Annotated in this window: 11 protein-coding genes; 4 read left to right on the forward strand and 7 right to left on the reverse strand. The window is 71.4% G+C overall.

What is annotated here, in order from left to right:
- Positions 1–73 precede the first annotated feature (73 nt).
- Genes hydA through ACIF8S_RS20040 form a run of 3 tightly spaced genes read left to right on the forward strand, consistent with a single transcriptional unit; the run spans position 74 to position 4,038 of the window.
- Complete coding sequence (gene hydA, locus ACIF8S_RS20030; RefSeq protein ID WP_400000477.1) at positions 74–1,477, forward strand: dihydropyrimidinase; 1,404 nt, start codon at positions 74–76, stop codon at positions 1,475–1,477.
- Between the two features lie 11 nt (positions 1,478–1,488).
- The gene (locus ACIF8S_RS20035; RefSeq protein WP_400000479.1) at positions 1,489–2,490 is read left to right on the forward strand and encodes a TIGR03842 family LLM class F420-dependent oxidoreductase; all 1,002 of its coding nucleotides are present in this window, start codon (positions 1,489–1,491) and stop codon (positions 2,488–2,490) included.
- 27 nt (positions 2,491–2,517) lie between these two features.
- Entirely contained in the window at positions 2,518–4,038 is a 1,521-nt protein-coding gene (locus ACIF8S_RS20040) for an NCS1 family nucleobase:cation symporter-1 (protein ID WP_400000481.1), read from the forward strand.
- A gap of 39 nt (positions 4,039–4,077) precedes the next feature.
- On the opposite strand, the gene ACIF8S_RS20045 is transcribed toward ACIF8S_RS20040, so the two are convergent.
- The 7 genes from ACIF8S_RS20045 to ACIF8S_RS20075 all read right to left on the reverse strand — a co-directional run bounded on the left by ACIF8S_RS20045 (position 4,078) and on the right by ACIF8S_RS20075 (position 12,976).
- Complete coding sequence (locus ACIF8S_RS20045; protein ID WP_400000483.1) at positions 4,078–4,935, reverse strand: CAP domain-containing protein; 858 nt, start codon at positions 4,933–4,935, stop codon at positions 4,078–4,080.
- Positions 4,936–5,294: 359 nt separating this feature from the next.
- Positions 5,295–5,960 (reverse strand): hypothetical protein, encoded by a 666-nt coding sequence (locus ACIF8S_RS20050; protein ID WP_400000485.1) that lies wholly within the window; start codon positions 5,958–5,960, stop codon positions 5,295–5,297.
- 179 nt (positions 5,961–6,139) lie between these two features.
- Positions 6,140–7,204, reverse strand: coding sequence for a biotin/lipoate A/B protein ligase family protein (locus ACIF8S_RS20055; RefSeq protein WP_349800049.1), 1,065 nt, complete (start codon positions 7,202–7,204; stop codon positions 6,140–6,142).
- Positions 7,205–7,401: 197 nt separating this feature from the next.
- On the reverse strand, positions 7,402–8,427 hold the full coding sequence (locus ACIF8S_RS20060) for an ABC transporter ATP-binding protein (protein WP_400000487.1): 1,026 nt from the start codon (positions 8,425–8,427) through the stop codon (positions 7,402–7,404).
- Positions 8,424–10,397, reverse strand: a complete 1,974-nt coding sequence (locus ACIF8S_RS20065; RefSeq protein WP_400000488.1) for a dipeptide/oligopeptide/nickel ABC transporter permease/ATP-binding protein — start codon at positions 10,395–10,397, stop codon at positions 8,424–8,426. The genes ACIF8S_RS20060 and ACIF8S_RS20065 overlap by 4 nt, the downstream gene beginning before the upstream one ends.
- Positions 10,397–11,347, reverse strand: a complete 951-nt coding sequence (locus ACIF8S_RS20070) for an ABC transporter permease (RefSeq protein ID WP_024883908.1) — start codon at positions 11,345–11,347, stop codon at positions 10,397–10,399. The genes ACIF8S_RS20065 and ACIF8S_RS20070 overlap by 1 nt, the downstream gene beginning before the upstream one ends.
- 75 nt (positions 11,348–11,422) lie before the next feature.
- The gene (locus ACIF8S_RS20075; RefSeq protein ID WP_400000785.1) at positions 11,423–12,976 is read right to left on the reverse strand and encodes an ABC transporter substrate-binding protein; all 1,554 of its coding nucleotides are present in this window, start codon (positions 12,974–12,976) and stop codon (positions 11,423–11,425) included.
- 202 nt (positions 12,977–13,178) lie between these two features.
- Between ACIF8S_RS20075 and ACIF8S_RS20080 the strand changes: the two genes are divergently transcribed.
- Positions 13,179–13,931 (forward strand): FadR/GntR family transcriptional regulator, encoded by a 753-nt coding sequence (locus ACIF8S_RS20080; RefSeq protein WP_400000490.1) that lies wholly within the window; start codon positions 13,179–13,181, stop codon positions 13,929–13,931.
- Positions 13,932–14,056 lie beyond the last annotated feature (125 nt).

A 14,056-nucleotide genomic window follows, 5' to 3' on the forward strand; every position in this document is an offset into this window, starting at 1 on the left:
CCAAGGGGCGCGGGGAACTGCGCGACAAGCCACGAACAACCCGCACGTACCCACCAGGAGGAGCGACCCCGACATGAGCACCCGCACACTCATCCGCGGCGGACTCGTCATCACCGCCTCCGACGAAACCCACGCGGACGTCCTCATGGAGGACGGCCGCATCGCGGCCCTCGCCGCCTCCGGCACACCCGCCGCCGAGGCGTTCACCGCCGAGCGGACCGTCGACGCCACCGGGAAGTACGTGATCCCGGGCGGGGTCGACGCGCACACCCACATGGAGCTGCCGTTCGGCGGCACCTTCGCCTCCGACACCTTCGAGACCGGCACCCGGGCCGCCGCCTGGGGCGGCACCACCACGATCGTCGACTTCGCGGTGCAGAGCGTCGGCCACGGCCTGCGCGAGGGCCTGGACGCCTGGCACGCCAAGGCGGAGGGCAACTGCGCGATCGACTACGCCTTCCACATGATCGTCTCGGACGTGAACGACGAGACGCTCAAGGAGATGGACCTCCTCGTGGAAGAGGGCGTCACCTCGTTCAAACAGTTCATGGCCTACCCCGGCGTCTTCTACTCCGACGACGGCCAGATCCTCCGCGCCATGCAGCGCTCCGCCGACAACGGCGGCCTGATCATGATGCACGCCGAGAACGGCATCGCCATCGACGTCCTCGTCGAGCAGGCCCTCGCCCGCGGCGAGACCGACCCCCGCTTCCACGGCGAGGTCCGCAAGGCCCTCCTGGAGGCCGAGGCCACCCATCGCGCCATCCGGCTCGCGCAGGTCGCCGGCGCCCCGCTGTACGTCGTGCACGTCTCCGCCACCGAGGCGGTCGTCGAACTCGCCCGGGCCCGCGACCAGGGCCTGAACGTCTTCGGCGAGACCTGCCCGCAGTACCTGTTCCTGTCCACCGACAACCTCGCCGAGCCGGACTTCGAGGGCGCCAAGTACGTGTGCAGCACACCCCTGCGCCCCAAGGAACACCAGGCCGCGCTGTGGCGGGGCCTGCGCACCAACGACCTCCAGGTGGTCTCCACCGACCACTGCCCGTTCTGCTTCACCGGCCAGAAGGAACTCGGCCGCGGCAACTTCTCCAAAATCCCCAACGGACTGCCCGGCGTGGAGAACCGCATGGACCTGCTCCACCAGGCGGTCCTCGACGGGCACCTCACCCGCCGCCGCTGGATCGAGATCGCCTGCGCCACCCCGGCCCGGATGTTCGGCCTGTACCCGAAGAAGGGCACTATCGCGCCGGGCGCCGACGCCGACGTCGTGATCTACGACCCGGCGGCCGAGCAGGTGATGTCCGCCGACACCCACCACATGAACGTCGACTACTCGGCCTACGAGGGCAAGCGGGTCACCGGCCGCGTCGAGACCGTGTTCTCGCGCGGGGTCCCCGTCGTCACCGACCGGGAGTACACCGGACACGCCGGACACGGCGTCTACACCCCGCGTTCCACCTGTCAGTACCTCACCTAGGAGCGGAGCGCATGGACTTCGGCCTCGTCCTGCAGACCGACCCGCCGGCCTCGCGGGTCATCAGCCTGATGAAGCGCGCCGAGCGCAACGGGTTCACCCACGGGTGGACCTTCGACTCGGCCGTGCTGTGGCAGGAACCCTTCGTCGTCTACAGCCAGATCCTGGCGAACACCACGACCCTCAAGGTCGGTCCGATGGTCACCAACCCGGGGACCCGTACCTGGGAGGTCACCGCCTCCACCTTCGCCACGCTCAACGACATGTACGGCAACCGCACCGTCTGCGGCATCGGCCGCGGCGACTCGGCGATGCGCGTCGCCGGACGCAAGCCCAACACCCTGGCCCGGCTCGGCGAGGCGATCGACGTGATCCGCGACCTCGCCGAGGGACGCGAGGCCGAGGTGGACGGCCAGCCGATGCGGCTGCCGTGGGTGCGCGACGGGAGACTGCCGGTCTGGATGGCCGCCTACGGCCCCAAGGCGCTCGCCCTCACCGGCCGCAAGGCCGACGGCTTCATCCTCCAGCTCGCCGACCCCTTCCTCACCGAGTGGATGGTCAAGGCCGTACGGGACGCCGCCGCCGAGGCGGGCCGCGACCCGGACGCGGTCACCATCTGCGTCGCCGCACCCGCGTACGTCGGCGACGACCCGGCGCACGCCCGGGAGCAGTGCCGGTGGTTCGGCGGGATGGTCGGCAACCACGTCGCCGACCTGGTCTCCCGCTACGGCGACCACTCCGGCATGGTCCCCGAGGCGCTGACCGACTACATCAAGGGCCGCCAGGGCTACGACTACAGCCACCACGGACGGGCCGGCAATCCGTCCACGGACTTCGTGCCCGACGAGATCGTGGACCGCTTCTGCCTCCTCGGCCCGCCCGAGGCGCACATCGAGAAGCTCCGGGCACTGCGCGACCTGGGCGTGGACCAGTTCGCGGTGTACGACATGCACGACGCGCAGGAAACGACGATCGACGCGTACGGCGCGGAGATCATCCCGGCACTCAGCGACTGAACCGGTACCACTGCGAAAGGCACGCCCATGACCGCGACCGTTCCGCCGGCGCCGTCCGAGAATCCGATACCCGACCCGGCGGGGCGCGTCGAGCTCCCGCCGGGCACCGCCCTCACCGACGCCCGCTTCGTCAACGACGACCTGCTGCCCGTACCGCTGGCCCGGCGCCGCTGGACCACGTACAACTTCACCGCCCTGTGGGTGGGGATGGCGCACAACATCCCGTCCTGGCTGCTGGCGTCCGGGCTGGTCGCGCTCGGCATGGACTGGAAGCAGGCCGTCTTCACCATCGCGCTGGCCAACGTCGTCGTGCTCGCGCCGATGCTGCTGACCGGGCACGCCGGCCCCAAGTACGGGATCCCGTTCCCGGTGCTGGCCCGTGCCTCCTTCGGACTGCGCGGCGCCAACCTGCCCGCCCTCATCCGGGCCGGGGTCGCCTGCGCCTGGTTCGGCATCCAGACCTGGATCGGCGGCCAGGGCATCTTCGTCCTGCTCGGCAAGCTGTTCGGCGGCTGGGCCGAGGCGTCCGAGGTGGGCGGCCAGCCGTGGACGCTGTGGGTGTGCTTCGTGCTGTTCTGGGCGCTCGAACTGGCCATCATCTACCGGGGAATGGAGACCCTGCGGCGGTTCGAGAACTGGGCCGCGCCGTTCGTCATCGTGGGCGCGCTGGTGCTGCTGGCGTGGGTCGCGAACAAGGCCGGCGGTCTCGGTCCGCTGCTCGACCAGCCCTCGAAGCTGGGCTGGGGCGCCGACTTCTGGCCGGTGTTCTTCCCGTCCCTGATGGGCATGATCGCCTTCTGGTCGACGCTCAGCCTGAACATCCCCGACTTCACCCGCTTCGGCGCGGGGCAGCGCGCCCAGGTCTGGGGGCAGACACTCGGACTGCCCACCACCATGACGCTGTTCGCGCTGTTGTCGGTGTTCGTCACCTCCGGCTCGCAGGCCGTCTACGGCGCCGCGATCTGGGACCCGGTGGCGCTGGCCGCCAAGACCGACAACGTCTTCGGACTGCTCTTCGCGCTGATCACCGTGCTCGTCGCCACGATCTCCGTGAACATCGCCGCGAATGTGGTGTCACCCGCCTACGACCTGGCGAACCTGGCGCCGCGCCTCATCAGCTTCCGCACCGGCGCGCTGATCACCGGTGTCGTGGGCGTGGTCATCATGCCCTGGAAGCTCACCGAGACACCGGAGCTGTACATCTTCACCTGGCTCGGCCTGGTCGGCGGGCTGCTCGGCACGGTCGCCGGCATCCTCATCGCCGACTACTGGATCGTGCGCCGCACCGTGCTGGACCTGCCCGACCTGTACACGCCGGGCGGACGCTACTGGTACACCTCCGGCTGGAACGTGCACGCCGTCGTGGCCTTCGCGGTCGGCGGGGTGCTCGCGGTGGGCGGCTCCCACTCGGCGCCCGGCAAGGGCCCCTTCCCGGAGGACGGGCTGATCCCCTTCCTGAAGCCCCTCGCGGACTACGGCTGGGCGGTGGGCCTGGCGGCCTCGCTCGTCGTGTACGTCGCGCTCATGGCGGGGCGGCGGCGGGTGTGAGGACCCGCCGCCGCCCCGGGGCGCCCGGGGGAGCCGGCCTCAGCGGGCCGTGCCGAAGTCCTGCGTCCAGTAGGTGCCGGACAGGCCGACGCCGATCTCCCTGAACGAGCAGTTGAGGATGTTCGCCTTGTGGCCGGGGCTGGTCATCCAGCCCTGCATCACCTGCTCGGGCGTGGAGTAGCCGTAGGCGACGTTCTCGCCGTAGGTGCTCCAGGTGTAGCCGGCGCGGGTGATGCGGGCACCGGGGTCGGACCCGTCCGAGCCGGTGTGCGACATGGTTCCGGTCGACGCCATGTCCTCGCTGTGCCGCTGCGCGGCCGTGTTCAGGGTGGCGTTGGCCGTCACCGGGGAACAGCCGGCCTCGGCACGTTCGGCGTTGACCAGCTCCACGACCCGGGCGACGGCACCGGAGGCGGTGGCGGTCGGCTTCGGGGTGGTGGTCGTCGGCGCCGGGGCCGCGGTGGTGGGCGCGGGAGCCGCCGTCGACGGCTTCGGGGCCGCGGTGGTGGGCTTCGGGGCGGCCGAGGTGGTGGAGGGGGCCGCGGAGGCGGGCTTCGTGGCCTTCTTCTTCGGCTTGTGCGTGTTCTTCGGCTTGTGCGAGGGCTTCCCGCCGTGCTTCGCGCGGGCGTCCTCCGACGGGCTCGCGGAGGCGCTCGGCGCGTCCGACGCCACCGGCGTGGGGTCGGTGTCGTGCTGGCTGCGCCAGCGGCCGTACCAGCCGGGCCCGTCCCAGCGGTCCTCGCCGGCGGACGGCACCGCGGTCGTGCGGTCCTCCCGCTGCCCGTCGCCCGGCCAGTCGGTACAGGCCATGGCGACCGAGGGTATGCCTATGACGCCGACGGCGACCGCGGCGACGACCGTCCGCCGGTACTTCTGCTGATGGCGATGGATTCCCATACGTGACCTCACCCCTGGGTGTGCGGAGGCTGGTCATTCTCGGGACGGCCCGGCGCGGGGCGCAAAGGGCCTCTCTACTACTCGTTTTCGTAGGTTCCCGAGGGCCTTGCGACGGGCGGGGGAGCGTGCCGACCCGCCCGGGCGGGGCCGGGCGGACCGTCTGCCGTCGCGTCAGAAAGCCGCATGCGGCGACGAACCGGGGTGCCACCGATCCCCGCCGGACCACCGCCCGGACGGGCCCGGCCCCCTGTCCGGCCAAGACGGACAAGTCCCCCATGTCGCCGCCGCGAGGTCTACTAAGCGACCCGGTCAGATCGCGAACGGGCTGTGACAGATGTCACGGAACCATTAGTTCCGGTTCAGCCTCGCGCCTTCGCCAGCGCGGCCACCGCCTCCTTGGCGGCCTTGATCGCGCCCTTGTTGATCTCCTCCGTACCCGGCGCCTTCTTCGACTCGAAGTCGCTGCCGTTGTACGTGACGATCACCAGCGCGTTGGCGGAGCGGGCCACCACGACGCCCTCACGCGTCTGCTGCTTGTCCTCGGTGGTGAGGTTCACGACCGAGTACGCCGCGTCGCCGACCCCCGGCACCGCGCCCCCGCCGCTCTTCTCCTCCAGCCGCCCGCCGTACGACTGCTCCGCCGCCTCGTCGGAGTCCAGCACCTCGAACGACACGTCGAGCCAGCGGTACTCGTAGCCCTTGAGCGCGTTCCACGAACAGGTGCGGCGCAGCCCGGAGTCCGTGGACGGTATCTCCTTGCCGGCCGTCTTGGCGCCCGGCACAAGGGACTTGACGGTCTTGGCGCTCAGCGCGGTGCACGGCGCGGGCGCCGCGGAGTACGTCTTCACCGCCCGCGTCTCGGACGGGGCGGCCGGGGACTGGGCCGCCGCCTTCCCGGTCGGCTTCTTCTCGGGCGCCTCGGGCGGGGCCAGCGGGCCGGAGGACAGCGCCCATCCGGCCGCGGCGAGGACGACCACCGGGGACAGACGGGCGGTCAGGGCGATCGGCAGAGGAAAGGAACGCACGGCGCACTTCTCGTGGGGGACGGTGCGGAGGGGGCCCGCACAGCGGACGGGACGCCAGTGTCACACGCATCGTCACGGTGCGGAAGGGCTCAACTCGCTCCGTAGGCACGCGGTGACGGGGTGGTCCCGCGACGGCGGCCGGTTGCCGTTGTTCCTCTGCGAATAGGGGGATTTGAGCGTCAGGGCACCCGGGCGACCCACTCCGGTGAGGTGAACTTCGTCCGCGCGAGTTCCCGAGCGCGCGACAGCTCCTCGTCCGTCACCTTGCCCTCCGTCAGGCCGTACCGGGCGCGGAAGGAGTCGACCATCCGCCCGATGACCGCCTCGCGCGCCAGGCCGGTCTGCCGGCGCAGCGGGTCCACCCGCTTCTTCGCGCTCCTGGTGCCCTTGTCGGACAGCTTCTCCTTGCCGATGCGCAGCACCTCGAGCATCTTGTCCGCGTCGATGTCGTACGACATCGTCACGTGGTGCAGCACCGCGCCGGGTCCGCCGCCCGGGCCCACGATCCGCTTCTGCGCGGCGCCGGCGATCTTCCCCTGGTCGGTGGCGATGTCGTTCAGCGGCTGGTACCAGGCCTTGATGCCCATGTCGCCGAGCGCGCCGAGCACCCAGTCGTCGAGATAGGCGTAGCTGTCCTGGAAGGACAGGCCCTGCACCAGCGCCTCCGGCACCGACAGGGAGTAGGTGATGGTGTTGCCGGGCTCCACGAACATCGCCCCGCCGCCGGAGATGCGGCGCACCACGTCGACGCCGTGCCGGCGGGCGCCCTCGGCGTCCACCTCGTTGCGCAGCGACTGGAAGCTGCCGATGATCACCGCGGGGGAGGCCCACTCCCACACGCGCAGCGTGGGAGGCCGCCGGCCCGCCGCGACCTCGGCGGTCAGCACCTCGTCGAGGGCCATGTGCAGCGCGGGCGACTGCGGGCCCTCGTGGACGAGCTGCCAGTCGTAGTCGGTCCAGTCGGTGGCGTGCGCGAGGGCGCGGCGCACCGCGATGCCGACGCCCTCCGAGGTCAGCCCGTACATCACGGTGCCCTCGGGCAGGGCGGCCTCGATCCGCGCGGCGAGACCGGCGGCGTCGGTGTCGGCCGGGGCGCCCTCCAGGGCGCCGTTCACGGCGTCCAGCGCCTCGTCGGGTTCGAGGAAGAAGTCGCCCGCCACGCGCACGTGACGCAGCGCGCCGTCCTCCACGTCGACGTCCACGACGACGAGTTTGCCGCCCGGGACCTTGTACTCACCGTGCACGACTCCGCCTTTCCTGTACCCCTGGGCGCCAACACCGGCGGGAAGGGAGATGTTCCCCCGGTTCCCTGCCGCCGAAGCCGAAGCCGAAGCCGAAGCCGAAGCCGACGCCGAAGCCGAAGCCGAAGCCGAAGCCGAAGCCGACGCCGGCGGGGCGGGACGGGTCCCGGCCCGCCGGCGCGGGCGGTCAGACGGCGCGGTCAGACGGCGCGGGCGGCCGGGACCGTGCCGGCCCCGGCGGCCGGCTGCGGGTGGACGCAGTGCCAGCGGTGGCCGTCCGGGCCGTCGGAGGCGGCCGGGAACACGGTGGCGCAGGCGTCGTCCGCCTTCCAGCAGCGGGTGCGGAACGGGCAGCCGGACGGCGGGTTCGTCGCCGAGGGCACCGGACCGTGCAGCACGATCCGCTCGGGACGCTCCAGCAGACTCGGCGTGGCCGACAGCAGTGCCTCGGTGTACGGGTGCCGGGAGTCGCCCGTGACCTGCGCGGACCGGCCCTCCTCCACCACACGGCCCAGGTACAGCACCGCGATCCGGTCGGCCAGGTACCGCACGGTCTGCACGTCGTGGGAGATGAAGACCATCGCCAGGCCGAGCCGGGCACGCAGGTCCACCAGGAGGTTGAGGATCTGCGCGCGCACCGACACGTCCAGGGCGCTGGTCGGCTCGTCGGCGACGATCAGCTCCGGCTCCAGCGCCAGGGCGCGGGCGATCGCCACCCGCTGACGCTGCCCGCCCGACAGCTGGCCGGGCAGCGCGCCCAGGGTGTGCCCGGGCAGGCCCACCAGGTCCAGCAGCTCCTCGACGCGCTGCTCGCGCTCGGCGCGGGTGCCCCGGGCGTGCACGTCCAGCGGGTCGCGCAGGATCCGCCGTACCGGCAGGCGCGGATTCAGCGCGGTGGACGGGTCCTGGAAGACCACCCCGACACTCGCCCCGAAGCGGCTCCGGCGTTCCCCCGCGGGCATCGTCCACAGGTCCTGGCCCTTGAAGTACACCTGACCCTCGGTCGGGCGCTGGAGCCCGGTGACCACCCGGGCCAGGGTGGACTTGCCGCAGCCGGACTCGCCGACCAGGCCGAGGATCTCGCCGCGCCGCACCTCCAGGGAGGCGTCGGTCAGGGCGTGCACGGCGTCCCGGCGCAGGATGCCTCCGCTGCGCGCCTTGTGCCGGACGTGGATGCCGTCGAGCCGCACCAGCGGGTCCGTCATGGTTTCCTCGGGGGCGGTCATCGGGCACCCTCCAGCGACTTGGCCGACGGGCGCACGGGCGCCGGGTGGTGGCAGGCGAACAGGTGGTCGGGGGAGTCGCCGCGGTCGGTGGCGGGCGGCGGGGTGGTGGCGCACAGCTCGGTGGCGGCGGTGCAGCGCGAGGCGAAACGGCAGCCGGCGCCGAACGCCTTCGGCGCGGGCACCACACCACGGATCTGGTGCAGCCGCTCGGCGCCCGCCTCCAGCGAGACGACGGAGCCCAGCAGGCCCCGGCTGTAGTGGTGTGCCGGGTCGGTCAGCAGCGCCCGGGTGTCACCGGCCTCCGCGACCTGCCCCGCGTACATGACCGCCACCCGGTGGGCGAGGTCGCCGACCAGGGCGAGGTCGTGCGAGACCAGCACCATGGCGAAGCCGAGTTCGTCGCGCAGCCGCACCAGCAGCTCGACGACCTGGGCCTGCACCGTCACGTCGAGCGCGGTGGTCGGCTCGTCGGCGATCAGCAGCCGCGGGCTGCGGGAGAGCGCCATCGCGATGAGCACACGCTGACGCTGACCGCCGGACAGCTCGTGCGGGTAGCTGCGCAGGGTGCGCTCGGGGGACAGGCCGACCAGTTCGAGCAGTTCGGCCGGGGTGCGGGTGCCGCCCCGGGAGGTGAGCCGCTTGAGCTGGGTGCCGATCAGCACCGACGGGTTCAGCGACGACATGGCGTCCTGGTAGACCATCGCGATCTCCGGGCCCATCAGCGCCCGGCGTTCCTTCGGCGACAGCTTCAGCAGGTCGCGGCCCCGGTAGAGAATCTCACCCGACGCCTCGGCGTTGCGGGCCAGCAGGCCCATGATCGCCAGGCTGGTGATCGACTTGCCGCAGCCGGACTCGCCGACCAGGCCCAGCGTCTCGCCCTCGCGGACCGTGAAGGAGATGCCGTCGACGACGGGGATGTCGCCGTAGCGGTCGGGGAAGCGGATCGACAGGTCGCGTACGACGAGCAGGTCGGCGGCGTCCTGGGCGAGCGGCGGCACGGCGGGTTCCGTGGCTTCGATCCGGGTGGCGAGCTCGGTGAGCGCGGCGTCGGCGGCGCTCCGGTCCGCGGCCGGCTCGGCGGCGGCGATCTTCTCGACGGTGTCGCCGCCGTCGGCGCGGGCCTTGTCCGGGGAGGCTGCTGCGTCCGTCATGCCCTCCGACAGGACGTTCAGAGCGAGCACCGTGATCAGCAGGCACAGGCCCGGGAAGAGGGTCGCCCACCAGCCGCCGGAGAGCAGGATCTGCCGCCCGTAGGCCAGCACGCTGCCCCAGCTGGGGTCGGGGTCCTGCACGCCCGCGCCGATGAAGGACAGGCTCGCCTCGAAGATGATCGAGTCGGCCACCATGACGGTCGCGAACACCAGCACCGGCGCCGCACAGTTGACGGCGACGTGCCGGGCCACGATGTAGTGGCGGCGGGCACCGATGACCTGCTCCGCGGCGACGTAGTCCTCGCCGTACTGCTCCAGCACGTTGGCCCGGACGACCCGGGCGAGCGAGGGCGAGTAGACGAAGGCGATGGTGAAGATGATCACCGGGACGCTGGCGCCGAACACGGCCACCAGCACGGCGGCCAGCGCGATCGGCGGGAACGACATGACGACGTCCAGCGTGCGCATCACCGACTCGTCGGCGAACTTGCGCGAGGTGGCCGCGAGGGCGCCCAGGGACGAGCCGATGGCCAGCGCGAGCAGGGTCGCGCCGAACCCGATGACCAGGGAGTAGCGGGCGCCGTGCACGACGCGGGCGAACACGTCACGGCCGGCCCGGTCGGTGCCGAACCAGTGGTCGGCGTCCGGCGGCAGGGCCGGGGTGCCGGTGGCGAGGGGGTCCTGGGTGAGCAGCGGTGCGAAGACGGCGCCCAGCACCACGACGAGGAGGACCGCGAGCGCGATCCGGGAGGGCACGGGCAGGCGGCGCAGGCGGGTGCCGGGCCGGAGCCGCTCGGCGAGGGAGCGTGGAGCGAACATCACACCGTCCTGATGCGCGGGTTGACGAGCAGGTAGAGCAGGTCGACGACGACGTTGACCACGAGGAACGCGACGGCGATCGTCAGCACGGTGCCTTGGACCAGCCCCACGTCGCCCCCGTTGACGCCTTCGAGGATCAGCTTGCCCATGCCGGGCAGGTCGAAGATCGCCTCGATGACGACGGCGCCGCTGAGCATGTAGCCCACCTTGACGCCGAGCACGGTCAGCGGGGTGATCAGGGAGTTGCGCAGCACCGACCGGATGATCATGAAGGGGGGCAGGCCGCTGCCGCGGGCGGTGCGCACGTAGTCCCGGTCGAGTTCGGCGACCATCGAGGTGCGGATCAGCCGGGCCAGCGAGGAGGCGACCGGCAGGGCGAGGGCGACGGCGGGCAGGGTGAGGCTCTCCAGCCAGCCGGTGAAGGAGTCGGCCGGATTGACGTAGCCGCCGGTCGGGAAGACCGGCATGTTCAGCGCGAACTGCTGGATGAGCAGGACACCGATCCAGAACGAGGGCAGGGCGATGCCGATCATCGACAGCACCCGGAAGACCTGGTCGGGCCAGCGGTCGCGGTACACGGCGCTGGTGACGCCGAGGACCAGGGCCAGCACGATGGCCAGCGTGAGGCCGAGCAGCGTCAGCTGGAGGGTGAGCGGGAACGCGTTGGCGATCCGGTCGGCGACCGGCTGGCTGGGCGCCACGGTGACCCCGAGGTCGCCCTGCACCAGATCGCCGAGGAAGGCGAAGTACCGGACGGGCAGCGGGTCGTTGAGACCGTGTTCCTCGGCGAACGCGGCACGCGCCTCGGGACTCGCGCTGTCCCCGAGCGCGTTGTACGCGGGGTCGGCCGGCGAGAACTGCAGGACGACGAAGACCAGCAGGGCGATGCCGAGGATCATCACCGGCATCATCGCGACGCGGCGCAGCGCGAGCCGGAGAAAAGCAACCATCGTGAGGTTCCTAGCGATTGGGGCGGGGGCCGCCGCCCGTCACGGCGCGGCGGCCCGTCGGCCGGGGCGTGCGGGTCAGGCGCGGCCGACGTCGATGAAGGACAGCCCGGTGGTGGGCAGCGGCTTGAACCCGGGCAGCGTCCCGTCCCGCCAGGCGGTGGGCAGCTTGCGGTGCAGCACCGGGTACAGGGCGGCCTCGTCGGCGACCGTGTCGGTCACCTGCGCCCACAGGTCCTTGCGCTTCGCCTCGTCGGCCTCCGCGGCGGCCTTGTCCAGCAGCGACTTGACCTTCTTGTAGGCGGCGCTGCCCGCCCAGCCGTAGCGGTTCTCCGGCCAGAAGCCGTAGTAGAACCAGCGCAGCAGCAGGTCCGCGTCGTTGCCGAAGACGGACGGGTCGCCCGGCGCGGCCAGAGCCTCGAAGTCACCCTTGTCGATCTTGGCGTACTGCGCGGCGGACTGCTGGATGTCGAGCTTGGCCTCGACGCCGACCGCGGCCCAGCTCTCCTTGATCAGCGGCGCGATGTCCTTGACCCAGCCGTTGTCGGTGAGGAGCAGCGTGAAGGAGAGCTTGCCCGCGCCCGCCTCGGCGAGCAGCTTCTTGGCCTTGGCCGGGTCGTGGCCGTAGACGGTGGCGGCCTTGCGGTAGTCGGGGTGCGTGGCCGGCACGTAGCCGGTGGCGGCCTCGGCGTTGCCCAGCAGGGCGGTGGAGATGATCTTCTCGGTGTCGAGCGCGTAGTGCAGGGCCTGGCGCACCCGCTTGTCGGCGAAGCGCTTGTCCTTGGTGTTGAACATCAGGAAGAGCAGGCCGAAGGACTGGACGGACTCCACCTTGTCCTTGCCCGTGATGCCCTTGACGTCGATGTAGGGCACGTCCTCGATGGCCTGGACGCGGCCGGACTTGAGCGCGCTGACCCGGGCGGACGGGTCGGAGATCAGGTGCCAGACCATCTTCTTGGCCTTGGCGGGGTGCGGACCGTTGTACTTGTCGTACGCCTCCATCACGATCTTGTCCTCGCGGACCGCCGACACGAAGCGGTAGGGACCCGAGCCGACCGGCTTGGCGTCGAAGGCCTTGGCGTCGGCGCCGGCGATCTTCTTGGGCACGATCCGCACCACGGATATGCGCGAGGGGAAGAGCGCGAAGGCGTACTTCAGCTTGAACTCGACCGTCGCCGTGTCGACCGCGGTCACCTGGTCGACGAAGGGCACGAACTGCGCCATGAGCGAGGCGTTCTTGGGGTCGAGGACCCGCTCGAAGCTGAACACCACGTCCTCGGCGGTGACCGGCGAGCCGTCGTGGAAGGTGGCACCCTTGCGGAGGGTCGCCCGGTAGGTGGTCGCGTTGATCTTCTTCGGCATCTCGGTGGCCAGTGTCGGCCGGGCGGCCAGCGTGGCCGGGTCGAGGTCCACCAGTCCCTCGAAGATGTGCATGTTGGCGGCGAACGGGGTCGCGCCGGAGGTGATCATGGGGTCGAAGCCCGTGGAGAGCGGGTACGACAGCCCGGCCTCGATGGTGTCGGTGCTGCCGCCGGAACCACCGGAGCCGTCATTGGTGCTGCCCGGACCACCGCAGGCGGACAGGCCCGCGGTGATGGCGGTCGCCGCACCGAGGGCGCCGGTGTATCTCATGAAGGTGCGGCGGTCGACGCCGGTTGCGCTGCGCGGGGTCAAGGAACCCTCCTGGCGGGAGTCAAAGACGGGCGAGGAAGCGGAATGGCTGATTCTGTACGACGGTCCGGCGTGAACGTATCCCGCCGGGATGCATCAGACGTCTGATGTCTGATGCTTGATAGCGTGGGAACGTAGTCGGGCAAGGGAGAGGGGTCAAGAGGTGGCGGTGGGACAAAGGGCGATTCGGGGTGCCGAACCGGAACCCAAGGCGGTGCGACAGCCGTTGCGCCAGGAGGTCGTGGACGGGATCAAGTCGTACATTCTGCGCAACGAGCTACGCCCCGGCGACCCGCTGCCGACCGAGCCCGCCCTGTGCGAGGCGCTCGGAGCCAGCCGTTCCAGCGTGCGTGAGGCGATCAGGATCCTCACCGCGCTCGACATCGTCGAGGTGCGGCACGGACACGGCACCTATGTGGGCCGGCTGAGCCTGTCCGCGCTGGTGGAGAGCCTGGCCTTCCGCGGTCTGCTCAGCCCGGACGACGACTTCCAGGTGATGAGCGACCTCATCGAGGTCCGCGAGCTGTTCGAGCGGGGCATGGCCGAGCGGCTCGTCGAGGCGCTCAGCGACGAGCAGATCGACCGGCTGGGCAACCTGGTCGACGAGATGCGCCGGGCCGGCGCCGGTGAGGGGCACGGCTTCGTCGAGGCCGACCGTGCCTTCCACACCCTGCTGCTCGCCCCCCTCGGCAACGACCTGATCGGCCAGCTCTCCTCGGCCTTCTGGGACGTCTACGTCATCGTCGCGCCGCACCTCGACGTGTTCACGCACGAACACGAGGCGGCCACCATCGCCAACCACCAGCGGATCGTGGACGCGGTGCGCGACCGGGACGCCGCCGAGTTCGCGGCGGCGCTGAGTGAGCACTACGAGCCCGTGCGGCAGCGCATCGCGGAGGCCCGGGCGCGCCGCTGACCGGCGCCGATTCGGCGGATGCGGCCCCGGTCACCGGGGCCGCATCCGCCGTTCCACGCCGGTGGCGGGGCGATGCCTGCCGTCATGGGGGCGGGGTCCCATCCGTCACGCCGGGGTGGTTCCCG

The sequence above is a fragment of the Streptomyces sp. NPDC085937 genome, assembly GCF_044540535.1.
GTDB lineage: Bacteria > Actinomycetota > Actinomycetes > Streptomycetales > Streptomycetaceae > Streptomyces.